This window comes from Priestia sp. JSM ZJ58 (genome assembly GCF_044383985.1).
In the GTDB taxonomy this organism is placed as follows: Bacteria; Bacillota; Bacilli; order Bacillales; family Bacillaceae_H; genus Priestia; species Priestia zanthoxyli.
The window spans coordinates 3,373,800-3,395,810 of sequence record NZ_JBISEM010000001.1; the positions used below are offsets into that span (position 1 = coordinate 3,373,800).

The 22,011-nt window shown below is 39.0% G+C and carries 23 protein-coding genes; 7 read left to right on the forward strand and 16 right to left on the reverse strand.

Annotated elements, in window-relative coordinates; translation table 11 throughout:
- Positions 1-53 precede the first annotated feature (53 nt).
- On the forward strand, positions 54-920 hold the full coding sequence (locus tag ACH6EI_RS17630) for a YitT family protein (RefSeq protein WP_028414090.1): 867 nt from the start codon (positions 54-56) through the stop codon (positions 918-920).
- A 29-nt stretch (positions 921-949) separates the two neighbouring features.
- On the opposite strand, the gene ACH6EI_RS17635 is transcribed toward ACH6EI_RS17630, so the two are convergent.
- From ACH6EI_RS17635 to ACH6EI_RS17650, 4 genes are all read right to left on the reverse strand, one after another.
- A complete protein-coding gene (locus ACH6EI_RS17635) occupies positions 950-1,627 on the reverse strand; it encodes a zinc metallopeptidase (protein WP_013056088.1) in 678 nt (225 codons plus the stop codon).
- Between the two features lie 64 nt (positions 1,628-1,691).
- Positions 1,692-2,468 (reverse strand): sporulation protein YpjB, encoded by a 777-nt coding sequence (locus tag ACH6EI_RS17640; protein ID WP_028414091.1) that lies wholly within the window; start codon positions 2,466-2,468, stop codon positions 1,692-1,694.
- 84 nt (positions 2,469-2,552) lie between these two features.
- Positions 2,553-3,569, reverse strand: a complete 1,017-nt coding sequence (locus ACH6EI_RS17645) for a CAP domain-containing protein (protein ID WP_028414092.1) — start codon at positions 3,567-3,569, stop codon at positions 2,553-2,555.
- A 190-nt stretch (positions 3,570-3,759) separates the two neighbouring features.
- Positions 3,760-4,179, reverse strand: coding sequence for a CBS domain-containing protein (locus tag ACH6EI_RS17650; protein WP_028414093.1), 420 nt, complete (start codon positions 4,177-4,179; stop codon positions 3,760-3,762).
- Positions 4,180-4,364: 185 nt separating this feature from the next.
- On the opposite strand from ACH6EI_RS17650, the gene ACH6EI_RS17655 reads away from it, so the two are divergent.
- On the forward strand, positions 4,365-4,724 hold the full coding sequence (locus tag ACH6EI_RS17655; protein ID WP_013056084.1) for a YugN family protein: 360 nt from the start codon (positions 4,365-4,367) through the stop codon (positions 4,722-4,724).
- A 36-nt stretch (positions 4,725-4,760) separates the two neighbouring features.
- Here the strand turns inward: ACH6EI_RS17655 and ctaG are convergent, their stop codons facing one another.
- From ctaG to cyoE, 6 genes are all read right to left on the reverse strand, one after another.
- Positions 4,761-5,699, reverse strand: coding sequence for a cytochrome c oxidase assembly factor CtaG (ctaG, locus tag ACH6EI_RS17660; protein WP_028414094.1), 939 nt, complete (start codon positions 5,697-5,699; stop codon positions 4,761-4,763).
- Between the two features lie 57 nt (positions 5,700-5,756).
- The gene (ctaF, locus tag ACH6EI_RS17665) at positions 5,757-6,089 is read right to left on the reverse strand and encodes a cytochrome c oxidase subunit IVB (RefSeq protein WP_014460982.1); all 333 of its coding nucleotides are present in this window, start codon (positions 6,087-6,089) and stop codon (positions 5,757-5,759) included.
- Positions 6,090-6,093: 4 nt separating this feature from the next.
- Positions 6,094-6,714: a cytochrome c oxidase subunit III gene (gene ctaE, locus ACH6EI_RS17670; protein ID WP_013056081.1), complete on the reverse strand. Its 621-nt coding sequence runs from the start codon at positions 6,712-6,714 to the stop codon at positions 6,094-6,096.
- The gene (gene ctaD / locus ACH6EI_RS17675) at positions 6,714-8,579 is read right to left on the reverse strand and encodes a cytochrome c oxidase subunit I (RefSeq protein WP_033578414.1); all 1,866 of its coding nucleotides are present in this window, start codon (positions 8,577-8,579) and stop codon (positions 6,714-6,716) included. Before ctaD ends, ctaE begins: the two co-directional genes overlap by 1 nt.
- A gap of 34 nt (positions 8,580-8,613) precedes the next feature.
- Positions 8,614-9,669, reverse strand: a complete 1,056-nt coding sequence (gene coxB, locus ACH6EI_RS17680; RefSeq protein ID WP_028414096.1) for a cytochrome c oxidase subunit II — start codon at positions 9,667-9,669, stop codon at positions 8,614-8,616.
- Positions 9,670-9,806: 137 nt separating this feature from the next.
- Positions 9,807-10,745 (reverse strand): heme o synthase, encoded by a 939-nt coding sequence (cyoE, locus tag ACH6EI_RS17685; protein WP_028414097.1) that lies wholly within the window; start codon positions 10,743-10,745, stop codon positions 9,807-9,809.
- Between the two features lie 504 nt (positions 10,746-11,249).
- On the opposite strand from cyoE, the gene ACH6EI_RS17690 reads away from it, so the two are divergent.
- Positions 11,250-12,152: a COX15/CtaA family protein gene (locus ACH6EI_RS17690; RefSeq protein WP_108674526.1), complete on the forward strand. Its 903-nt coding sequence runs from the start codon at positions 11,250-11,252 to the stop codon at positions 12,150-12,152.
- 39 nt (positions 12,153-12,191) lie between these two features.
- On the opposite strand, the gene pyc is transcribed toward ACH6EI_RS17690, so the two are convergent.
- The 3 genes from pyc to ACH6EI_RS17705 all read right to left on the reverse strand — a co-directional run bounded on the left by pyc (position 12,192) and on the right by ACH6EI_RS17705 (position 17,375).
- Positions 12,192-15,641: a pyruvate carboxylase gene (gene pyc, locus ACH6EI_RS17695; RefSeq protein ID WP_108674525.1), complete on the reverse strand. Its 3,450-nt coding sequence runs from the start codon at positions 15,639-15,641 to the stop codon at positions 12,192-12,194.
- A gap of 133 nt (positions 15,642-15,774) precedes the next feature.
- On the reverse strand, positions 15,775-16,965 hold the full coding sequence (locus ACH6EI_RS17700) for an FtsW/RodA/SpoVE family cell cycle protein (protein WP_028414100.1): 1,191 nt from the start codon (positions 16,963-16,965) through the stop codon (positions 15,775-15,777).
- Positions 16,966-17,108: 143 nt separating this feature from the next.
- The gene (locus ACH6EI_RS17705; RefSeq protein WP_370506486.1) at positions 17,109-17,375 is read right to left on the reverse strand and encodes an Fpa/YlaN family protein; all 267 of its coding nucleotides are present in this window, start codon (positions 17,373-17,375) and stop codon (positions 17,109-17,111) included.
- Positions 17,376-17,656: 281 nt separating this feature from the next.
- Here ACH6EI_RS17705 and ACH6EI_RS17710 point away from each other — a divergent pair, with 281 nt between their 5' ends.
- Entirely contained in the window at positions 17,657-18,157 is a 501-nt protein-coding gene (locus tag ACH6EI_RS17710; protein ID WP_014460988.1) for a hypothetical protein, read from the forward strand.
- Between the two features lie 38 nt (positions 18,158-18,195).
- Here ACH6EI_RS17710 and ACH6EI_RS17715 read toward each other — a convergent pair whose 3' ends face one another.
- Positions 18,196-19,524 (reverse strand): PhoH family protein, encoded by a 1,329-nt coding sequence (locus ACH6EI_RS17715; protein WP_013056072.1) that lies wholly within the window; start codon positions 19,522-19,524, stop codon positions 18,196-18,198.
- Between the two features lie 216 nt (positions 19,525-19,740).
- Here ACH6EI_RS17715 and ACH6EI_RS17720 point away from each other — a divergent pair, with 216 nt between their 5' ends.
- Positions 19,741-20,340, forward strand: coding sequence for a YhcN/YlaJ family sporulation lipoprotein (locus ACH6EI_RS17720; protein ID WP_013056071.1), 600 nt, complete (start codon positions 19,741-19,743; stop codon positions 20,338-20,340).
- A 26-nt stretch (positions 20,341-20,366) separates the two neighbouring features.
- Here the strand turns inward: ACH6EI_RS17720 and ACH6EI_RS17725 are convergent, their stop codons facing one another.
- Positions 20,367-20,822, reverse strand: a complete 456-nt coding sequence (locus tag ACH6EI_RS17725) for a pyridoxamine 5'-phosphate oxidase family protein (protein ID WP_028414102.1) — start codon at positions 20,820-20,822, stop codon at positions 20,367-20,369.
- A gap of 185 nt (positions 20,823-21,007) precedes the next feature.
- Between ACH6EI_RS17725 and ACH6EI_RS17730 the strand changes: the two genes are divergently transcribed.
- Both ACH6EI_RS17730 and ACH6EI_RS17735 read left to right on the forward strand, forming a co-directional pair.
- Positions 21,008-21,208, forward strand: a complete 201-nt coding sequence (locus ACH6EI_RS17730) for a YlaI family protein (RefSeq protein WP_013056069.1) — start codon at positions 21,008-21,010, stop codon at positions 21,206-21,208.
- 1 nt (position 21,209) lies between these two features.
- Entirely contained in the window at positions 21,210-21,644 is a 435-nt protein-coding gene (locus ACH6EI_RS17735; RefSeq protein WP_028414103.1) for a hypothetical protein, read from the forward strand.
- A 26-nt stretch (positions 21,645-21,670) separates the two neighbouring features.
- On the opposite strand, the gene ACH6EI_RS17740 is transcribed toward ACH6EI_RS17735, so the two are convergent.
- A complete protein-coding gene (locus ACH6EI_RS17740; protein WP_013056067.1) occupies positions 21,671-21,988 on the reverse strand; it encodes a YlaH-like family protein in 318 nt (105 codons plus the stop codon).
- Positions 21,989-22,011: the final 23 nt, after the last annotated feature.

Sequence of the window (22,011 nt, forward strand, 5' to 3'; positions counted from 1 at the left end):
TATATTCCTTTATGATAAGGTAGTGCAAAAACGGTCATAGGAGGTTTGTAAGTATGAAAGGTCTCAGATTAAAAAATATTATTTTTATACTGCTTGGTTCTGCTATATTTGCGTTTGGACTTGTTAATTTTAACATGCAAAACAATTTAGCTGAAGGTGGATTCACAGGCATTACCCTGCTTTTATTTTTCTTATTTAACATTGATCCCTCTTATTCTAACTTAGTGTTAAATATTCCTTTGTTTTTTGTAGGGTGGAAACTATTAGGGAGAACAGCATTTATTTATACCATGCTCGGAGTTGTTAGCTTATCGCTATTTTTATGGATATTCCAGCGCTTTCCGGTGAATATGCCCCTGCGCCATGATATGACTCTAGCAGCTCTTTTTGCCGGTGTTTTTATTGGAGTGGGTCTTGGCATTATTTTCAGGTTTGGAGGAACAACAGGAGGAGTCGATATCATTGCCCGTGTTGTTCAAAAATATATCGGGTGGAATATGGGGAAAACGATGTTTCTTTTTGACTTTATTGTAATTAGTGCGTCTCTCATTTATTTATCCTACCGAGAAGCTATGTACACACTTGTTGCAGTCTTTGTCGCTGCACGGGTTATTGACTTTATGCAAGACGGTGCGTATGCGGCCAAAGGCGCAACCATCATTTCGAATCATAACGAAGCCATATCGGATAAAATTATGAAAGAAATGGATCGAGGCGTGACGATTTTAAAAGGACAGGGTTCTTTTTCTAAGCAAGATACCAACGTGCTATACTGCGTTGTTAGTAAAAATGAAATTTTCCGTTTAAAGCAAGTTATTACTTCTGTAGATCCACACGCCTTCGTTGCAGTTACGGATGTTCATGATGTCTTAGGTGAAGGATTTACCCTTGATGAAAATAAAAAACCGCTTGAAAGATAAAAAAATACCGCTAATGCGGTATTTTTTTATTAGTCGTCGTTATTCATTCCTGTATAAATCATGATTAAACGAACCAACTCAAGAACTGCTACTGCTGCGGCTGCTACGTATGTTAAAGCCGCTGCGTTAAGCACTTTGCGCGTCTCGCGCTCTTCGTCATTTCGAATCGCTCCGACTGAGACGATTTGCGTCATCGCTCGGCTTGAAGCGTTAAATTCAACAGGCAGTGTTACAACTTGGAATACGACCGCTGCTGCCATGAAGATAATACCTAACAATAGCAACGGCTTAATCGACGCGATAATTCCAATCATAATTAAAATCCAAGAAGCGTTTGATCCAAGGCTTGCCACCGGCACAAGCGAGTGGCGAAGGCGTAAAAACGAATAGTTTTCTTTGTCTTGAATCGCGTGTCCCACTTCGTGAGCCGCAACGGCAGCGCCTGCGACAGACGTTCCATAATAGTTGTCTTCTGACAAACGAATGACTTTTGAGCGAGGATCGTAGTGATCGGATAAAAATCCGCCTACAGGCTCTACGTGAACGTTGTACAATCCGTTTTCATCCAAAATTTTCCTTGCTACTTCTGCCCCTGTCATTCCTGATGAGTTGCTTACTTGTGAATATTTTTTGTAAGCACTTCTCACCTTAAACTGTGCCCAAATTGGCACAAGGATAATAATGAGAAAATAAATCAAAAAGCTCATTTACCCACACCTTTCATTATGTGTTTGACTACTCTTTTATTTTAGACAATTCTGCGCTTTTACGTCAATCATTACGCCCTCTGGCTGACTTTCTTTTCTGGTCAGCGAAATATTTTCGCGCTCCTACATAAAAAAGTGTAGCAATAATAATACTTCCGGTGGTAATTGTAACCCAAATAAAAGACGGGTCCGTACGATTTTCTTTTACTTGTTCAAAAAAATCTTTTAAATTTTGTTCCATTTGGTTGAACTGGTCATCGTTAATCTCACTTAGCGTTCCTTCACTTTGTAAAAAGTGAACGTCTGCGCTCACACGCTGTACGTAGGGAGACGACACGTCTACCTGCGCGCTCGGTAAGATCATATCATATTCCTTTAAAAATTGCTTAAGCTGCGCTTCATAAGCCGCCTGTTGTCCTTTTACTGCTTCATTTCGCATCTCTTTAAATGTTGCTAGCATACTGCCTTCGAGTTCAGTCCACATAGGCTGATGCTTGCTGTGCAGCGCATCGACTAATAATCGAAATTGAGTAGCTTTTTGAAGACGTTCTTCATCACTGGAATCAGAAGATAAAAGAGACCTTTCTACCTGTTCATAACAAAGAGTTAAAATACGTATATCTTCGGCCGATACGCCCAAAGAAGCTGTATTGAGACTGGTAAATTCATTCGAAAAATTTCTGAACAAATGTTGGGCTGCTTTATACTCCTTTTGCTCTACAAGCGATAGCGTTTGATCAGATAAGTTATCAAGCTTTTCCCACTGCCCTTCAGCTGCATGTACAGTAGTCGTATATGCAAAGAAAAGTACGAGCAATATTCCTACTATTCTTCCTTTCATTCTCGTCCCTCCTCTAACCTCTACTAAAACTTATGAGAAAGAGGACAAGAGTAGACCTATTTTCAAAAGGAAGTTTTAATCTTACTATTCATTCATTGGAGTGATAAAGTTTTGCGTATAATACTTCTCATATACACCTACACCAAGACGCGTAAACTCTTTATTGAGTAAAGCCTTACGATGTCCCTCACTATTAAGCCACCCTTCAACCGCAGCGATTCCATCCTGATAATTCGAGGCAATATTTTCGCCCGCGATACGGTATACTACATCACCTTTTTGCAGACGGTTGCCTAAATCACCTTGTGCTGGTGAAACGTGAGAGAAATAGTTTAAGTCACTCATTTCTTTGCTGTGTAAATAAGCTACTCCGGCAGTGGCTTCGTCCCAAGCTAAAGGTGACAGCTGAAAACGGTCTCGAATTACATTTGTAATATCGATAATTTGCTGCTCTTCTCCTTCTTGGACACTTTTCCACTCCTCTGCTGTCAATGACGGAGCTGTTGGAAGCTCGCCGCGATAAACAATTTCGTACGGACGCTGTTTTAATAGCGTGTCCATATCCATAATTCGAATACTTGAGATTGTATTAAGGAACTGATCAAAATATAGTTGGACGTATACATCTCCATATTTAATAATTGGACGCATTTTCATATCCTCTTCACTCAGACGAAATCGGTATTCATTTCCGTCTTTTTGAAGCGTGAGTTCGGATGAAAGTGAAACTCTTTTTTCCACTTCTTCCCGCTTCTCACCAATCTCAAAAGGATCTGTATTTGTTTTTGAACCAATGACGTATACGGATACGACTTGATTATTTTCTACTCCTACCTGCGCATACGTTTGACGATTCTTTTTGTAAATCCACCAGTCATAGCCATATGCAGAAGAATCAATACGATCCGGCTCTCCAAGCATTCCAATTAACTGTTCTGAATGATCTCCAATGAGCCTCATCATATTTTCACTTTGTTTTTCATAAGAAGCCACTTCTTGGGTGGGCTGACTTTTGGAATCCGTTTGGTTTTGCTCAATATTTTGACCCGTTAGATATTTTTCTAGCTGAGGTAAATAATCCTCCGCGTATACAAATGCCACTATTAATACGAGAATAAAAATAACTTTTTTCAGCTTTTCTTCCTCTCCTTACACCTGTTTTCTTTACCTGTTTAACTTATTTTTATCTCTATTATACATGCATTCAAAAAAAAATAGCTATCGGTATGAAGGAAACAAAAGAAAAAGCCAACTATTTACGAATATCCTGCAAACAGTTGGCTTTCGCTTTTTAATGCGTATGTTCTGAAATGTCTGAGAGCGCTTCTCCTGCACGTTCATTTGCATAGCGAAACGTTGATAAATCACCTAGCGAAACAATCCCGACTAGCTTTTGATTTTCCACAACAGGAAGACGACGGATTTGATGTTGAGCCATAAGCTTAGAAGCTTCTTCTACAGAGGCTTCCGCTGTAATAGTTATAAGCTCTTCACTCATAACATCCGTTACTTTACTTGAATTTGGCTTCTTTTCTGCAATGCCTTTTATAACTAAGTCTCGATCTGTAATCATTCCTACTAACTGATCTCTATCGACAATTGGAATTGCGCCTACATTCCATTCCTTCATTTTCACTGCCACTTCATATACGTTATCGAGCGTGGTGCATGTTTCCGTATCAGCTGTCATTACCTCTTGTACAGTTTTCATTGTTTTATCCTCCTTTACATAGTGTGTTCGCTTTATAGTGTGACCAACTTTTTAGTAAACTTTCGCATTTAAAACGTTTAAATAAAAATAGATAACGTTTACATTTTTCCTTATTAGATATTGCAAGTTTTATCCATTCAGCTTATGATTTAGTTGGGGTATATCTGTTTTGGGAGGGAGTTCATATGAAATTTGAATATGCAAAGTTTGATTCATTAAAGGTAGATTTAGATTTATTAGATGAGATTATGCATCAATTTGGCCTGGTCCGCGCCGGACAATGGGATTATGAACGCGTCACGTACGATCGAAAATTCGAGTTTCAGCGAGATACCTTCTATTTGCGAGTCCAAGGACATGCTATTTCAGGCGATGTAGGGGGCAGGCATGCTGTTATTCACCTTATGACACCTCTATTAGGCAAACATTATTATCCTCACGGTGTAGAATATGGAGACGGAGAATATTTCCCGCCATCCCTTGTAGAACAGTGTGAAAAGATATTAACACAAATCAAATCACAGCTTGAAACCGTTCAGCTATAGAATTAGAAAAAGCGCAGTAATCAGACTGCGCTTTTTTTAATTCAAAGGAGGAGTAGACGGAAATTCCTTTGGTTTTATATCTTGAGGTTCAGTAAAATCAGGCATGTACGTATCTTTCTCTCGTTCTTTTCGAGCCCACTGAAAAAAAATAAAGCCTAAAACCGTTCCATACACAATTTCTTGAATGATCTTCATAATAACGCCGCCTAGCTGCTGGTCTTCCACGGGAGGCAGCGTATTAAACATCTCAGGAGCAAGCTGCCCTAAACTTGCAATCATAGAAGGCGGTACACAAAGGGAAAGAGCTTGTACCCAAGCGCTTGAGTCTGTATACGTCGCATACAAAGAATGGTTTGCAAAAATAATCAGCGCGCACGCTGGAGTAAGAAGTACGCCATCTGCAAAAATGTATCCAAGCTTTTTTAAAGAACTTAGCGTTTGTTCTTCTTCTAGCTGATTAATGAGTGGCCACCACATACAAAATGCAGCGATAAATAATACAACACTCACGATTCCGTGAAGCGTCATATCCGTTTTAATAACATCAAAAAGCAGCGGAATATGATACAAAGAAAATAACCCATTGAATAATAGTAAAGCAATTAAGGGCTTTGTAAAAAATTTAAAAACAGGTTTAACCCCTCTTACATAAATAACAGAACGAGCTAACCACGGTGGAATTCCTAAAATAAAAAGCGGGGGAATCACCAAGTAAACAATTGCCATTTGCGTCATATGAGCACTAAACATAAAGTGCCCTAGTAAATCTACAGGTCCTCCTTTACATATATACAAAAGAACCATGCTGATAACAAAATACGCTTTTGTTTTTCTGTCTACGGCCGCCGCTCCTATAAAATTCCCTCTCCATCTACCAACGATGAAAAAATATAAGACGGTCACCAGACAAATGGTTAAAAAATAGTAAGGACTCCAAAGTGCTTCAAAACCAAACATCTGCAAATTGTTAATCAACGTCTATTCCTCCTTCTACAGATGATGAAAAGGACTGGCGCATGCCAGCCCTTTTCTTTACCACCAAATAATGGTTACAAAAGCTAAAATGGTTAAAAGAGCTACCAATACGCCTGAATACAAGAAAAATGCTGGTATGGTATGTCCTTTGTGGTTCATATGCATGAAATAATAAAGTTGAAAGATGACTTGAACAACCGCCAAGAGCACAATCACCGGCATAATGTACCATCCGCTAAACTCTTGATAAACCGCAAAAAAAGCAATTAGTGTTAAAAACAACATCATTGCAAAAGAGATAACTTGCATCTTCATATCTTCTGCGTTTCTTTTTTTACGATATTCTAAATTGAGCCTTGGGTTATCTGAGTTTGATTGATTTGTCGTCATCAGCTTATCCCACCATTCCCATTAAATATACAACCGTGAAAATAAAGACCCACACAACATCGATAAAGTGCCAGTATAAACTTGCGACATAATATTTAGGAGCGTTATATAAGTTTAGCCCCCGCTTCGCATTTCGAATCATCAAAGAACCAATCCAAAGCAGTCCGAACGTTACGTGAGCTCCGTGTGTCCCAACCAGCGCGTAGAAAGAAGAACCAAATGCGCTGCTTGTAAACGTATGCCCTTCATGAACATAATGCCTGAACTCATAGATTTCTAGCCCTAAAAACGCTAAACCTAAAAGCCACGTAACGCCTAACCATAGCTGCATCTTTTTAAACTCAAAATTTTTCATATGATACATAGCATATACGCTTGTTAGTGAACTTGTTAATAAAATCATGGTTGCTGCAAAAACAAGCTTAATATCAAACAATTCTTCCGGCTTAGGTCCTGACATCGTTGAATTGCGCAAAGCTAAATAAGTAGCAAAAAGTGAAGCAAACAAAACCGTCTCCCCGCCTAAAAAGAGCCAAAAGCCGGTGAATTTATTTTTCCCTTCAAGCGTTGCTTTTTCAGGCGAAGCAGGGAAAGTTTCAGCGGTTAGCTTTTGTTCAGTCTCCATTACATCTTCGCCTCCTTGTCATCATCAACTAAGTCTTCTTTGTGAATATGAAAGCCGTGATCATCAATCCATGAACGGAAGAACATCGATAAAAACATGACGATCATTCCGATAATCCCTACAACATCTCCCCACGCATGATCATTTCGATACAAAAAGCCAATCCCTGCAATAAACATCCCAAGCGATATCATAAATGGAATAAACGATGAGTTTGGCATATGAATATCACCAAGAGGTTCGGCTGGCGTCATTTCTTTATTTCCTGCCATTTTTTCAATCCAATATGCATCTAACCCGCGTACAAGCGGCGTTTGTTTAAAGTTATACTCTGGTGGCGGAGATGAAATAGCCCATTCTAATGTACGTCCGTCTCCCCAAGGATCTCCTCCTACCTTTTGTCCTTTGGCAGTGGTTTTTATAATGTTAACAAGTAAAATGAGCGTAGCAACCGCCATGAAAGCAGCTCCTGATGAACTGATTGCATTCCCAAGGTCGAGACCTTGATTAGGCAAGAACGTCCATACGCGGCGAGGCATCCCCATTAGACCTAAGAAATGCTGAATAAAGAACGTTAAGTGGAAACCAATCAAAAAGAGCCAGAACGTTGCTTTGCTTAACTTTTCATCTAACATCTTGCCAAACATTTTTGGCCACCAGTATGTGACACCTGCTAATATAGCGTATACGACACCGCCTACGATAACGTAATGGAAGTGAGCAACGATAAAATAAGAATCTTGAAATTGATAATCTGCAGGTGCTACAGCTGCCATAACTCCTGTTACTCCCCCGATAACAAATGACGGAATAAAGGCGACAGCGTAAAGCATTGGAGACGTAAACTCAATACTTCCTCCCCAAAGCGTAAACAGCCAATTGAAAATTTTAATTCCAGTTGGAACGGCGATGGCCATCGTAGCGACAGCAAAAATGGCATTTGCAATCGGACCAAGTCCGGTTGTAAACATGTGGTGAGCCCACACCATGAACCCTAAAAATCCGATTAATACGGTAGCAAAAACCATCGACGAGTATCCGAATAATCTCTTTCTTGAAAAAGTAGGTAAAATTTCCGAGAAAACACCAAACGCTGGAAGAATTAAAATATATACTTCCGGATGACCGAATATCCAGAAAAGATGTTCCCAGATAATCGTATTTCCACCCATTGTGGCGTCAAAAAAGTTTCCACCGAACAAGCGGTCAAAAATCATTAAAAACAATCCAACCGTCAGTGCTGGAAACGCAAACAAAATAAGAGCTGATGCAACAAACGTCGTCCACGTAAACAGCGGCATACGCATATAAGTCATACCTGGCGCCCTCATGTTAATGATTGTTACGAGAAAGTTGATACCTGAAATCAATGTCCCGGCTCCGGAAATCTGCAAACCTATCGCATAAAAATCAATTCCGTGACCAGGCGATGCAATAGACAGCGAAGCATATGATGTCCAACCTGCATCAGGTGCTCCTCCTAAAAACCAGCTTAGATTTAAAAAGAGTCCCCCAAAGGCAAACAACCAAAAACCTAACAAATTTAAAAATGGAAATGCTACATCTCGAGCTCCGATTTGCAGCGGAACAACTGCATTCATCATAGCAAAAAGAAGCGGCATGGCAGCTAAGAAAATCATCGTTGTTCCATGCATTGTTAAAATTTCATTATACGTTCCTGCACTAACAAAGTCATTGCTTGGTATAGCCAGCTGAATACGTATAAATAGCGCTTCCACTCCTCCGACTAGAAAAAAGATACCGCCGGCAATTAAATAAAGAATGGCGATTTTTTTATGATCAACGGTTGTCATAAAGTCCCAAATTGTTCCACCTACACCCTTCTTTTGACTGAGTGTACTCATCGCTAAACCTCCCCTTTTAAAAACGACTGGACGTTTATTTTTCTTTTAAACTCATTAAATAGTCTGCTAGCTCATTTACTTGTTCATCAGTTAAGTCAGGATATGTACCACTCATCTTATTACCCGGCTTAACTTTCTCAGGGTTTTTTAACCATTTTTTGATATTTTCCTTGTTGTGAGGAAGCACTCCAGCTACACGCTCACGTTCAGAAAAACCGGCTAAGTTTGGTGCTTGACGAGCTTGCTCTGGACGATTGTCTTTGACATCAACAGCATGGCATCCGATACAGCTTTCATTAAAGACCTCTTGACCCGCTTTTGCGGATGCTGTTTCTACATCAGGCTTTGCCTTTTTCAAATCTTTTGCCCACGTATCAAATTCATTGCTTGATACAGCCCGTACTTTAAAGTCCATAAGAGAATGAGATGGACCGCAAAGCTCAGCACATTTTCCGTAGAAAACCCCGTTAGCTTCCTTCGATTTTTTAGAATCAAACACTAGCCAGAATTTATTATCATTTTCTGTGTTAGCATCGAGCTTTCCTCCAACTGAAGGAATCCAGAATGAGTGCTTGACGTCAGAAGCTTTAATATTAAAGTAGACTTTTTTATCCGTTGGAACAACTAGATCTTGGGATGTAATAATTTTTTGATTAGGATACTCAAATTCCCACCAGTACAAGTTAGCACGCACATTTACTACGACAGCATCTTTGTCCTTCATTCCTTTTACGTCCGCTAGCTTAAATGTTGAGATGACCGTTGGAACAGTCAAAATAATGAGCAGCAAGATAGGAATCACTGTCCATATAATTTCTAACTTTCTGCTTCCTTCCACTTGCTTTGGAATCACGTTTTCTTCGCCTTTACGACGGCGAAAGCGCAGAATAACAAATATAAAGATAATGGTGACCACAATAATAACTAAAACCATGATGGCTGTACTAAGAAGCATAAGCGAATATTGTTCTTCAGCTACCTCACCTGCAGGCTTAAGTGTTGACAAAAACGGTTTTCCACAGGCCGATAACACGAATGCAAGCAGCGTAAATAACGACAAAACACGAAAGTTCAATCGCCATTTTTTCATACCATTCCCCAACCTCTCTTTCATTGACGTGATTTCATCTATGCCCTCTTGAGCATAAAACTTATTCCTTCTATAATGAATTCTACATGTAGAAGAAATCCCCCTTGTGCAGCGTCGCATTCAGTGAAAGATTTTATCTAGGCAAAAAGCGTTGCGACAATCATTGAGACAAATAAAATAGTTAAATAGTTTAGTGAGTAGACAAACATCATGCTAGCCCACTTTGTGTCTTCTTGTTTATTGTATTGAGCAAATCCTAAAAATAGCCATCCTATGTTTAAAACAGTGGCCAAAATTAGAAATGGAATGCCTAATTCGTATAAATAAAGAGGTAATGGCAACAAACAAGCAATCCAAATGAGAATCTGTCGTTTTGTAAGCTCAAAACCATGTACAACAGGCAACATAGGGATTCCCGCTGCTCGATATTCTTCACATCTTCGCATAGCAAGAGCTAGAAAATGAGGCGGCTGCCAAATAAACATGATTAAAAATAATACCCAAGCCACTACGTGTAAATTGGGATCGATAGCGGCCCATCCAATTAATGGCGGGACAGCGCCTGATATACTTCCGATTACTGTATTAATTGTGTATAGTCTTTTGGACCACATGGTGTAAAGAACTACATATGTAAGTATTCCTGCTAATCCGATGAGAGCGGCTACGGAAGAAACAACTAGTAGCATAAGCAAGCCGGTTAACGTCAAACCGATTCCAATCCCAAGGACCGTCAAAGGTGTAAAACTTCCTGTCACTGTAGGTCGTCCCTTTGTTCGTTCCATTAGAGGGTCAATGTCACGATCTATGTAATTGTTCAAACTGCATGAACCGGCGATGATAAGTGAAGAACCTATTAAAGTAAAAAATGCTTTATCCAGGTTTTCTAAGAAGTGTTGTTCGTTGAAGAAAAGAGCTAGCCAAAAACCAGTAAAGGTGGTGATGAAATTTGAGTTGACTATTCCGATTTTAATCGTAGCTAAAAAATCTGACCAAATGGAACTATTTTCGCTTACATGAGCTGTGTTAGGCGATGCAGAAAGCGTTGAATCTTCCACCATTTTTGAATCTTCCATGGCGCTTCCTCCTTTACTCATCCACAGACTTTTATCTAGTAAATAAAGAGTCTATAAATGAAGGCGTTTTCAACATATTTTTACAAAAATCTCCTCTTTGTTCACAAAGAAGTCATATTCCTCTCACCGAAACTACTTAAAAGCTTCACATGTAAACGATAAAATAGTAGAGAATTATCTATTTCTCATGTTTATTAAACCATATTTTGCCGTTACTTTGTGAAGAATTCATGAAAAAAATATGGATTTTTTTTGTCATGAGCTAAATGCATGTCCCTGTCACTTGTTAAAAGATATTTCTGCAAGTAAAATAGTTTTCTGTACGGTACCTTTTACATATCTGCAGAGTCAAACTCATGAACAACCCTTACACTTTCTACCATTATAACAAATTCAATCAAGTTTATGGAGAATAAATGAAATTTATGTTTAATATACAAAAAGATTAGGATAAAATGTTTAGCTCGTTATATTACTTACTTTGCTTTTAGGATGGTGATTATTGTGCGACTTGGATTAAAGTTTTTATCCGTTGTGACGAGCATAGCCATGTTACTTATTCTACTTGGCGGTGCTCTTGTTACGAAAACTGGTTCAGCAGACGGGTGCGGAGATTCTTGGCCTCTGTGTAACGGACAGCTCATTCCCGACCCTTTAACATTTGAAACCGTTGTTGAATTAAGCCACCGCTTAGTTTCTGGCGTGTCGGGCTTTCTTGTACTCGCTTTATGCGTATGGGCATGGGTTTCATTAGGACATATAAAAGAAGTTAGACCTTTAGCGTTTATCTCTTTTTTCTTCCTAGTACTGCAAGCATTAATTGGGGCCGCTGCCGTTATGTGGGGGCAATCAGATGCGGTGCTTGCTCTTCATTTTGGTATTTCCCTTATTTCGTTTGCTTCTGTACTGCTGTTAACACTTATCATCTTTGAAGTGGATCAAAAGCTCGACACAGCTAATATGCAGCTAGGCTCTAAAATGAAAAAACATATTTACGGGGTTATCTTATACACATATGCCGTTGTGTACACGGGCGCGCTTGTTCGCCATAAAGAAGCTAGCTTAGCCTGTCCAGACGTTCCATTTTGTTCAAACGGAAACGGTTGGCTACCCGTTGATTTGAATCAGTGGATTCAAATGGGACATCGATCCGCTGCTGTTTTAACGTTTGTATGGATTTTAGCTGCCTTTATTCATGCAGTTAAATATTATCGTCATCAAAAAAATATTTTTTACGGATGGTTAGCTGCTCTCATTCTAGTTATTTTTCAGGCGGTTTCCGGTATGCTTGTTGTTGTCACACGTCTGCAGCTAGAGCTCGCGCTTGCTCATTCTTTAATTATCTCTTTCCTATTCGGTGTATTAAGCTACTTGACCTTACTTGCAACGCGTCATACACATAATTAATCAAAAAAGGTACGAGCTCTGAGCTCGTACCTTTTTTGATTAGCTTTCTAATTCAATTAATAAATCTCCCGGCTGGATGCCATCTCCATTCGATACGTGTACTTGTTTAATCACGCCGTCAAATGGTGCTTGCACGGTTGTTTCCATTTTCATTGCTTCTGTGATCATTAAGTGATCACCTTTTGAGACTTTATCGCCTTTTTCTACTACTACTCGAATAACGGTTCCAGGCATTGAAGCGCCAATGTGGGACGGATTTCCTTGGTCGGCTTTTTGTTTTGCCGTAACGGTTGTTTTGACACTTTCGTCTTTAATCACGACTTCACGAGGCTGACCGTTTAATTCAAAGTATACTGTTCGCGTACCGTCTGCCTGCGGTTCTCCAATGGATACAAGGCGAACGATTAAGGTTTTTCCTTTTTCAATCTCAATTTCCACTTCTTCTCCTAAACGCATGCCGTATAGGAAAGTCGGTGTATCAAGAACAGAGATGTCTCCGTATTGTTCGACTGCTTTGTGATAATCCATAAATACTTTTGGATACAGAGCATAAGCAATGGCATCAAAACTCGTCACTTGACGATTTAAGTCTTTAAATAGCTTTTCTTTCACTGCATCGAAGTCCACATTTTCTAACAGTTCTCCAGGACGAACTGTAATAGGTTTTCTGCCTTTTAGAATGATGCGCTGAAGCTCTTTAGGGAATCCCCCGTGAGGCTGTCCTAAATACCCTTCAAACAATTCGATAACGGAATCCGGGAAGTCAAGCGTTTCACCGCGCTCAAACAGCGTTTCTTCTGTCAAATTGTTTTGAACCATAAACAATGCCATGTCTCCAACTACTTTTGATGATGGCGTAACTTTTACAATATCACCAAATAACAAATTCACGCGTGAATACATATCTTTTACTTCATCCCAGCGGTTTCCTAAACCAACTGCTTTTGCTTGTTGCTGTAAGTTGCTATATTGACCGCCTGGCATTTCATGCTCGTACACTTCCGTATGAGGAGCATTCATCCCGCTTTCGAAGTCTTGGTAATATTTTCGCACGTCTTCCCAATAGTAAGAAAGCTCTTCTAGATTTTTAATATCCAGATTTGGTCTGCGGTCCGCACCTTCTAATGCGTAATAAAGAGAGTTAGCGCTCGGCTGAGACGTTAAGCCTGCCATTGAGCTTACGGCTACGTCTACAATGTCTACACCTGCTTCAATTGCTTTTGCGTACGTGTATACACCGTTTCCGCTTGTATCATGCGTATGAAGGTGAATTGGAATATCAACCGTTTCTTTTAGAGCCGATACTAAATCATAAGCTGCCTGTGGTTTTAAAAGACCCGCCATATCTTTAATGCCCAGGATATGTGCTCCAGACTGCTCAAGCTCTTTTGCTAAGTTCTTGTAGTAATCCAAATCATACTTACGGCGCGTCGGATCTAAAATATCACCTGTATAACACATCGCTGCTTCTGCAATCTTCCCTGTTTGACGAACAGAGTCAATTGCAAGAGTCATTCCTTGCACCCAGTTTAAGCTGTCAAAGATACGGAAAACATCAATACCTGCATAAGCTGATTTTTCAACAAATTCCTTGATTACATTATCAGGATAGTTTTTATATCCAACCGCATTTGACGCGCGAAGAAGCATTTGGAAAAGAACGTTTGGCGCTTGTTGACGTAAAGTAAGCAAGCGATCCCACGGATCTTCTTTTAAGAATCGATAAGCGACATCAAACGTTGCTCCTCCCCACATTTCCATAGAAAATAAATCCGGAAGCAAGCGTGCAGTTGGGTTAGCTACTTGTTTTAAGTCGTTTGTACGAATACGCGTTGCTAAAAGAGACTGATGGCCATCACGGAAGGTTGTATCCGTTAATAGCACTTCCTTGCGTTCTTTCACCCAATTTACTAGCCCTTCAGCGCCTTTTTCATCTAAAATCTGCTTTGTTCCGTTTGGAATTGGTTGTTTTATATCGACATTAGGAACACGCGGTTTCGTAAAGATTGGCTTTTTCTTTTCCGATACACCCGGGAATCCGTTTACCGTAACATTCCCAATGTATGTAAGCATTTTAGTTCCGCGGTCTTTTCGCTTAGGGAAGACGAAAAGTTCAGGCGTTGTATCAATAAAGGATGTATCATAAGCGCCTGTTAAGAACTTATCATGCTTTACTACATTTTCAAGAAATGGAATATTGGTTTTAATTCCACGAATACGAAACTCTTTTAAGTTCCGTACCATTTTTGATGCGGCTTGATCGAATGTTAAGGCCCATGTTGTTACTTTTACTAACAGTGAATCATAATACGGCGTAATGACAGCACCTTGGAAGCTGTTTCCCGTATCTAAACGTACGCCAAAACCGCCACCAGAACGATAAGCCATAATCTTACCCGTATCCGGCATAAAGTTATTTAACGGGTCTTCTGTCGTTACACGAGATTGAATTGCATATCCATGTACGTGAATTTGGTCTTGTGCAGGAATAGACACTTCCTTGCTGTGAAGTGCGTAGCCGTCCGCAATTAAAATTTGCGATTGAACGATATCAATACCTGTAATCATTTCAGTAATTGTGTGCTCTACTTGAACACGTGGATTTACTTCAATAAAATAAAAATCGTTTCCTGATACTAAAAATTCTACTGTACCAGCATTTATGTACTGCACTTTTTCCATCAGCTGCACAGCTGCTTCACAAATGCGGAGACGTAAGTCTTCATCTATAGAAACACTTGGTGCTACTTCTACTACTTTTTGGTGACGACGCTGCACTGAACAGTCGCGTTCGTAAAGGTGCACAACATTTCCTTGTTCATCACCTAAAATTTGCACTTCAATATGTTTTGGATTTTCAACTAGTTTCTCGACGTATACTTCATCATTACCAAAAGCCGCTTTTGCTTCTGATTTGGCACGATCATAAGATTCATTCAGGCTGTCTGCATCGCGAACGATACGCATGCCTCGACCGCCTCCGCCCAAAGCTGCTTTGATCATTAGAGGATATCCATGCTGATTAGCAAATTCTTTTGCTTCGTCAATTGAATCAATAGGACCATCTGTACCAGGAATAACGGGAATATCTGCTTGAATAGCCTGATGACGTGCTTTTACTTTATCGCCAAACATATCAAGATGCTTGGATTTTGGGCCAATAAAAATAATGCCTTCTTCTTCGCAACGTTTTGCAAATTGGATATTTTCTGACAAAAAACCATAGCCAGGGTGAATAGCATCTACATCATGAGACTTAGCAATGTCGATGATGCCTTCTATATCTAAATAAGCATCAATCGGCTTTTTCTCCGCTCCTACTAAATAGGCTTCATCCGCTTTGTAACGGTGATAAGAACCTGCGTCTTCCTTCGAATAAATTGCAACAGTCCGAATATTCAGTTCAGTACATGCTCGAAATACACGAATCGCAATTTCTCCCCGGTTTGCTACTAATACTTTTTTGATTTTTTTAGTTACAAAACTCATGTTGCTAATCTCCTCTCAATTTCGTATAAACTTCAATATATAGCAAAATTGGATAAAAGAAAAGCAAAAATCAATGGAAAATAATAAAATTCCAATAAATTTTTGCTTTTTTTACACAATTTTTTTACGAAAATCAATCGCTTGTTGTTGATGTATTGTTCGGATGTAGCACAATATTTTCCGTATTTTTCTGTTTTTTATTTTGATAATTTACGAAAAATGAAATATTTACAATAATTCCCATAGACACCATCAGCGTTAGTAGCGAAGACCCCCCGTAACTGATAAACGGAAGCGTGACGCCGGTAATCGGAATGAGTCCCGTAAGCCCTCCAAGGTTGATGCCTGTTTGAATACCTATCATACTGGCTACTCCAATACAAATCATGCTAGCAAACGGATCCTGAGATTTTTTAGCCAGCATTAAAATCCTGAAAATTAAGAAGCCTAAAAGGCCCAGCACGAGCATAACTCCAAAGAATCCTAATTCTTCTGCAATAATGGCCATAATGAAATCGGTATGGGGCTCGGGAAGATAACCATACTTTTGTACACTTTCTCCTAAACCAAGGCCTTTTAAGCCTCCTGTACCTATTGCTAAATATGAATTAACCAGCTGATAACCGGTTCCTTGAGCATTAGCAAACGGATCTGACGCACCGGTAAAACGGCCGATTCGATTGGCAGTAAACTGACCTGTAAAAAAACCAATCGTAATAATGACCGTAAGCAAAATAATACCTAGTGCTAACATGCGGAAAAAGGTTTTTTTAGAGATTCCCGAACATAGCATAATGGTAACGGAAATCGCAAAAATAATTGATCCCGTTCCAAGGTCAGGCTGAATCGCTACAAAACCTAATATTAGAAATACAAGACCCATAGGTCCAAAAAAAGCTTTTTTGATGTTGTCAATATACTCTTGCCTTTTAGACAAAACATATGATAAGTATAAAATGACAACAAGCTTGGCATACTCAGCCGGCTGCATGTTTGCTCCGCCAAGCTGCAGCCAACTTTGCGCATTGTTACTCGTATGCCCCATTACAAACACAAGCAAAAGCAGTACAAAAATGCCCAGAATCGCATAAGGCAGTATTTTAGGATACAGCTTGTAAGGTGTTAGCATTGTTAAAATGAACAATACAAGCGTAAACGCAAGCCACATTTTTTGTCTGTTGTAAAAGAAATCACTTGACGTATGATATCTTGTAATACTTACAATCATACTTGAACTGTAAACCATAACTAGTCCAACCGCACAAAGAAGCAGCACTGGAATTACAATTGAATAGTCAAAATGCCTAAATATTTTTTTTACCATAACCCTCTTCCTTTAAAAATGACGTGTTTCTGTTTCGTTTCATCTTTTATGTACAAATTTGAGTAAATTAGGAAATTTCAACCACCTGTAATAAAAAACTCAAACTACGTTTGTATATAGTTTGAGTTTCGATCGCGTGATTTTTATTTTTTTGTAAACGCTTCATGCAGTGCAGAAAGTTCACGCTCGAGGCGGTCTAGCAATGTTTTTCCAACACGTTCATCAATTAAACCAAGACGAACTGCAAAATCAATTTCTCTTGATAAACCAAACATTTGTGTATCTAAAACCTCTTCATAGAGAGGACATTGTGGCATTGTTAAGTTATCCATTTGAACTTGAATTAATTGCAAAATCTTATCTGCATCAGCTTTTAACAACGCATACGCTTTTTCACGATGATCTATCATTGTCTCAGGCGTCAAACTCAATCCCTCCGTTCGCGAGCGATTACCTAATCTATCTCTCAATTTTAAAGGCTATGCTCCAAAAAAGCAAGGATAAACATGTCCGTGAGGCTGGCCGTCTTTTTTATACTGTTACTTTCTCAAAACCATTACCATAGATGTAGGAAATTTCGCACTTTCGTTGACTCTTACATTATATCATACGAGAATCACTCTCAACTAAATTTTTTCATCAAAGTGACAAATAAGGAGAAAGCGCTTATACTTTTAGCAAGGGGGCATTTATGATGAATTCAATTATTATGTTAAAAGGAAAAGTAAAATATACGCTGACACTCGACCCAAGCGTGTGGATTTTCGATGACCGCAAGCTCGATATGGACGTTTTCTTTGAACATCCACCAGAGCAAAAAGATGAGACAGAAGCGTACACAAAGGCTGTTTCTAAGCATTGGGACCGTGAAATTCAAGAAGGAGCCGTCTTTCCTCCTACGTTAAAAACCGAAAAGAAATTCAAAAAACAGGAGCTAGTAAATGGAACATTTGGGATTTTATTTGCACCTTTTCTAGCAAACGCTTCACCTACTGAAGACGCTACCAACGTTTCATTTAAAACAAAAGACGCGCTGATTTCTTTTTCATTAGAAGAAGCGCAAAAACTAATCTTTGGTTTCAGCCAAGACGGAAAGCCTCTTAGAGAAGACGGGCCTATCTATGTCTATTTACCGGACGGATCTAACCGAAATAACCCTATTAAATATGTGGAAGAAATCATCGTTACATAATAAAAAAAGTGGGGTTCCAAAAGGGACCCCACTTTTTTTTAAAGAATATCAGCTGCTAATTGTGCTAGCCCGGAGCGCTCTCCTTTGATTAACCGAACGTGGCCCGATACTTTTTGCTCTTTAAACTTTTCAACTACGTACGTTAATCCGTTGTTATACTCATCTAAATAAGGATGATCAATTTGAGCCGGATCTCCCATAAGCACAATTTTACTCTTTTCCCCTACCCTTGTTAAAATTGTTTTAATTTCATGCTTCGTTAAATTTTGTGCTTCATCAATAATAATAAACTGTTCCGGAATGCTTCGGCCTCTTATATACGTCAAGGCTTCCACTTCTATTGAACTCAGCCCCGCTAGAATCGCATCCAGTTCTCCAGGTTTTTTAGTGTTGAATAAGTACTCTAGGTTATCATAAATTGGTTGCATCCATGGACGAAGCTTCTCCTGCTTTTCTCCTGGCAAGAATCCAATATCTTTCCCTAAAGGAACAATTGGACGAGCTACAAGCAGTTTTTTAAAACACCCTAGATCTTCCGTCTGCATAAGTCCTGAAGCTAAAGCAAGCAGCGTTTTCCCCGTACCTGCCTTTCCAATTAACGTGACCAGTTGAACGTCGTCTCTAAGAAGAAGTTCTAACGCCATAATTTGCTGAACATTTCGAGGTTTAATTCCCCAGATATGATCATATTCAAATAAAAGTTTTTTTACTTTCGTTGTTGTTTGATCAACAATGCCGATGGCTGATCCGGATCCTCCAAATGCATCTTTCATCACTAAGAATTGATTTGCAAAAAAGGAGTGGTTTGCAATTTGAGACGTTAGCAGCTCTCCTTTTTCGTAAAATTGACTCAGCAGTTCTTTTGCAATATAGACTTCTGAAAAGCCTGTATAAATACTATTGAATTCCACTACTCGATCACTTAAAAAATCTTCTGCTCTTAAACCGATTGCGTCAGCCTTCACACGTACCAACACATCTTTACTCACTAGTATCACTTCACGTCCATCTTCTTTTGTTTCCTCTTCAAGGGATAAATTTTTAGCAACAGCTAAAATTCGATTATCATTTGTTTTTTCCACAAAGATTTCTTGAAGCTGTTGAAAAGAGCGATGATTGAGTTCAATTCGCAAATGGCCCCCATTTTCTAACGGGATTTTCTCATATAACTTTCCATGTTGTCTCAAGTTATCAATGAGTTTGGATACCTGCCTTGCATTTCGTCCGACTTCATCCATATTTCTTTTTTTCGAATCAACTTCTTCTAGTACAACGGCTGGAATCACTACTTCGTTATCATCAAATGAAAAAATTGAATGCGGATCTTGTAATAAAACATTCGTATCTAATACATAAATTTTTCCCAATAATTCAGCCTCCTACTCCGATTGTTTTTCCTGTAAGGAGTGAAACAAGGCACCCATCCATTTATATACTATGTAACGCACATGTGTGAAGTGACCTTAAATGGACGGACCATTTTCTTTAAATATATGAACACGTGTATAAAGATAGAAGAACTATTAGAAACTAAATACAAATTACTACAAAAAATGAGTCATTCATAAGGAGGAGTCTCCCACATGAACAAATTTTTTCTATCCATTAGCTTATGTTTTATTACACTAACCGGCTGCAACAATAATCAAGCAGACGTTGAAGAAGGGCAAAAGACAGATCGAATTGTACAGGTCAAAAATTCATCTCCTGAACGCTCTCACAAGCGTACTGCTAATGAAATATCAGCGCATTTAGTTGAACTGGCTTCAAGCGTTCCGAATGTAAATGATGCTACTGCCATTGTGCTCGGCAAGTATGCAATCGTAGGCATTGACGTCGGCAAAGATATTGATCGTTCAGAAGTAAGTTCAATCAAATATACAGTTGCCGAAGGTCTGAAAGCTGATCCGTACGGCGCTAACTCTGTTGTTATTGCAGATCCTGATACGGTCGCTCGGCTAAAACAAATTGGAAATGAAATTCGCAAAGGTCGGCCGGTTACAGGATTTTTAGATGAATTAGCAGCCATTGTAAACCGAGTGATGCCTGAATTTGCAGAAGAAATCCGCCGAAATCCTAGTTCAACAGATACAAACAATCAAAAATTAAATAATAAACAAGAGCAAAATTTAAAGAATGAGCAGGAAAAACAATCTAATAATCATCTTCAAAAAAATGAATAAGAAAGTCGCTTAGCGGCAGGCCGCTGCTAAGCTTTTTTTATCGCTTCAATTACTTGCTTATCGAGTTTAGCGGCTGCTACTGGATCATAGGTCTTTTCATATGAAGGGTTTACTGAAATCTTAGAGCCATAGAACATGACATCTCTTACTTCATTAATATCTAGTTCAATTAGTGTCAACTTTAAAGCTACTCCTTCTAACTTTTCCTGCACTACCTCAGCTATTCCGCTGATTGAGTAGCATGATTCATTAGCAAGAATATTTACCACTGCTTTATTCGTATGTTTAATGTTTTCTACAATCCTCGATTTGACATCTACGGCAAATCGAATTTTTTGTTTAGTCGGAGCTACTAACCACGAAATGGCACTAACATTTGGAGCGTTTGTTTCAAAATCAATAGTTGAAATGGTTGCAAATCTCTCTGTCTGTAGCTCATCGTATAATGCATCTACTAATTGAGTCTCGACTTCGTTGGCCATTTTCATCCCTCCTACTGTTTATGTACTTACTAGTTACTATCTTCGAGCTAACAAGCAAAATTACCTGCTTCTTTAGGAATGTTTTCCTATCGTTCCTTTTCTCCTGAGAGATAGCACCGCAAAAAAACTTTATAAAACAAGAATTTTCGGCTAGAATGATGTATAGAGAAGTTGAGGTGATAGAAATGAGAGTACAATGTGTCATGTGCGATAAAATTGAAACAATTGAGGATGAAACGCTCGTGGCAAAACGACTGCGCAACCGTCCTATCCATACATATATGTGCAATGAATGTTCTGAACGGATTGAAAAACGAACAAAAGAACGCATAGCTACTGGTAACTTTAAACTATATGAGTCGAAAAAGACAGAGGAGGATTGGTAAGGTGCTCCGTTTAGGAATAAGTATTGGCATGTTCAGCGGGATTACCCTTGGGTTATGTTTGAAATGGATAGAATGGCTAACCGGCAAACAAGTTTATACCCTTTTATTAAATGTTGATTTTATTCCTATCATTGGCCCTATTCAATGGCCTGAATGGGTGGAGTTTGTTTTTCATTTATTCATTGCCGTTGCAATTGGGATCGTTTTTGTTTACATAGTAGGTAAATTAAACAATATGTCTATTCGAAAAATCGTATTGTGTTCTTTTTTATTAACACTTCCAACCATTCCTTTGTATTTTCCGTTGACGCTGCTTGCGCTTAAGCCTACGCCTGCGGTGGATGATGCAGTAGCAATTTTTTATTGGACAGCTGGCCATTTAATTTTCGCAGCCGCTCTTGTCTTCGGCTATATCATACTAAAAAGACGCTTGTAGCTACAAGCGTCTTTTTATGTAGTCTTTTATGAACCCAACGTGGAGTTTTGCTTTTTAGCCTGATACAGCCGTATTTTATAAATAATTAATACAAGCGCTGCAACCACAAGCCCTTCAGCTACAGGTAAAAAAATGCCTAAAAACGTTAAAATCGTACATCCAAAAGCTAAAAATAGATAAATAACCACAGATTTTAAAAGCGGCAGCTTCTTTGCAAACCCGAGTTTGTACACAAGAACAGATAGCCCTAAAATAGTAAAGTATAACAGCCACATTCCTATTTTTGCATGTTCATCTACTTGATACAAAGCAGCAAAAAATGAAAGGTGTTCTTTTACATCCATCTTCCTTCCCCCTATTCCTTACT

Excerpts from the sequence above, each read along its gene's own strand:
- ctaE (WP_013056081.1), bottom strand. The coding sequence starts at position 6,714 with ATGGAGACTGAACAAAAGCTAACCGCTGAAACTTTCCCTGCTTCGCCT.
- pyc (WP_108674525.1), bottom strand. The coding sequence starts at position 15,641 with ATGAGTTTTGTAACTAAAAAAATCAAAAAAGTATTAGTAGCAAACCGG.
- ACH6EI_RS17630 (WP_028414090.1), top strand. The coding sequence starts at position 54 with ATGAAAGGTCTCAGATTAAAAAATATTATTTTTATACTGCTTGGTTCT.
- ctaD (WP_033578414.1), bottom strand. The coding sequence starts at position 8,579 with ATGAGTACACTCAGTCAAAAGAAGGGTGTAGGTGGAACAATTTGGGAC.
- ACH6EI_RS17640 (WP_028414091.1), bottom strand. The coding sequence starts at position 2,468 with ATGAAAGGAAGAATAGTAGGAATATTGCTCGTACTTTTCTTTGCATAT.
- coxB (WP_028414096.1), bottom strand. The coding sequence starts at position 9,669 with ATGAAAAAATGGCGATTGAACTTTCGTGTTTTGTCGTTATTTACGCTG.
- ACH6EI_RS17720 (WP_013056071.1), top strand. The coding sequence starts at position 19,741 with ATGAACAAATTTTTTCTATCCATTAGCTTATGTTTTATTACACTAACC.
- ACH6EI_RS17700 (WP_028414100.1), bottom strand. The coding sequence starts at position 16,965 with ATGGTAAAAAAAATATTTAGGCATTTTGACTATTCAATTGTAATTCCA.
- ACH6EI_RS17740 (WP_013056067.1), bottom strand. The coding sequence starts at position 21,988 with ATGGATGTAAAAGAACACCTTTCATTTTTTGCTGCTTTGTATCAAGTA.
- ACH6EI_RS17635 (WP_013056088.1), bottom strand. The coding sequence starts at position 1,627 with ATGAGCTTTTTGATTTATTTTCTCATTATTATCCTTGTGCCAATTTGG.
- ACH6EI_RS17650 (WP_028414093.1), bottom strand. The coding sequence starts at position 4,179 with ATGAAAACTGTACAAGAGGTAATGACAGCTGATACGGAAACATGCACC.
- ACH6EI_RS17705 (WP_370506486.1), bottom strand. The coding sequence starts at position 17,375 with ATGATAGATCATCGTGAAAAAGCGTATGCGTTGTTAAAAGCTGATGCA.
- ACH6EI_RS17710 (WP_014460988.1), top strand. The coding sequence starts at position 17,657 with ATGATGAATTCAATTATTATGTTAAAAGGAAAAGTAAAATATACGCTG.
- ACH6EI_RS17725 (WP_028414102.1), bottom strand. The coding sequence starts at position 20,822 with ATGGCCAACGAAGTCGAGACTCAATTAGTAGATGCATTATACGATGAG.
- ACH6EI_RS17655 (WP_013056084.1), top strand. The coding sequence starts at position 4,365 with ATGAAATTTGAATATGCAAAGTTTGATTCATTAAAGGTAGATTTAGAT.
- ctaF (WP_014460982.1), bottom strand. The coding sequence starts at position 6,089 with ATGACGACAAATCAATCAAACTCAGATAACCCAAGGCTCAATTTAGAA.
- cyoE (WP_028414097.1), bottom strand. The coding sequence starts at position 10,745 with ATGGAAGATTCAAAAATGGTGGAAGATTCAACGCTTTCTGCATCGCCT.
- ACH6EI_RS17730 (WP_013056069.1), top strand. The coding sequence starts at position 21,008 with ATGAGAGTACAATGTGTCATGTGCGATAAAATTGAAACAATTGAGGAT.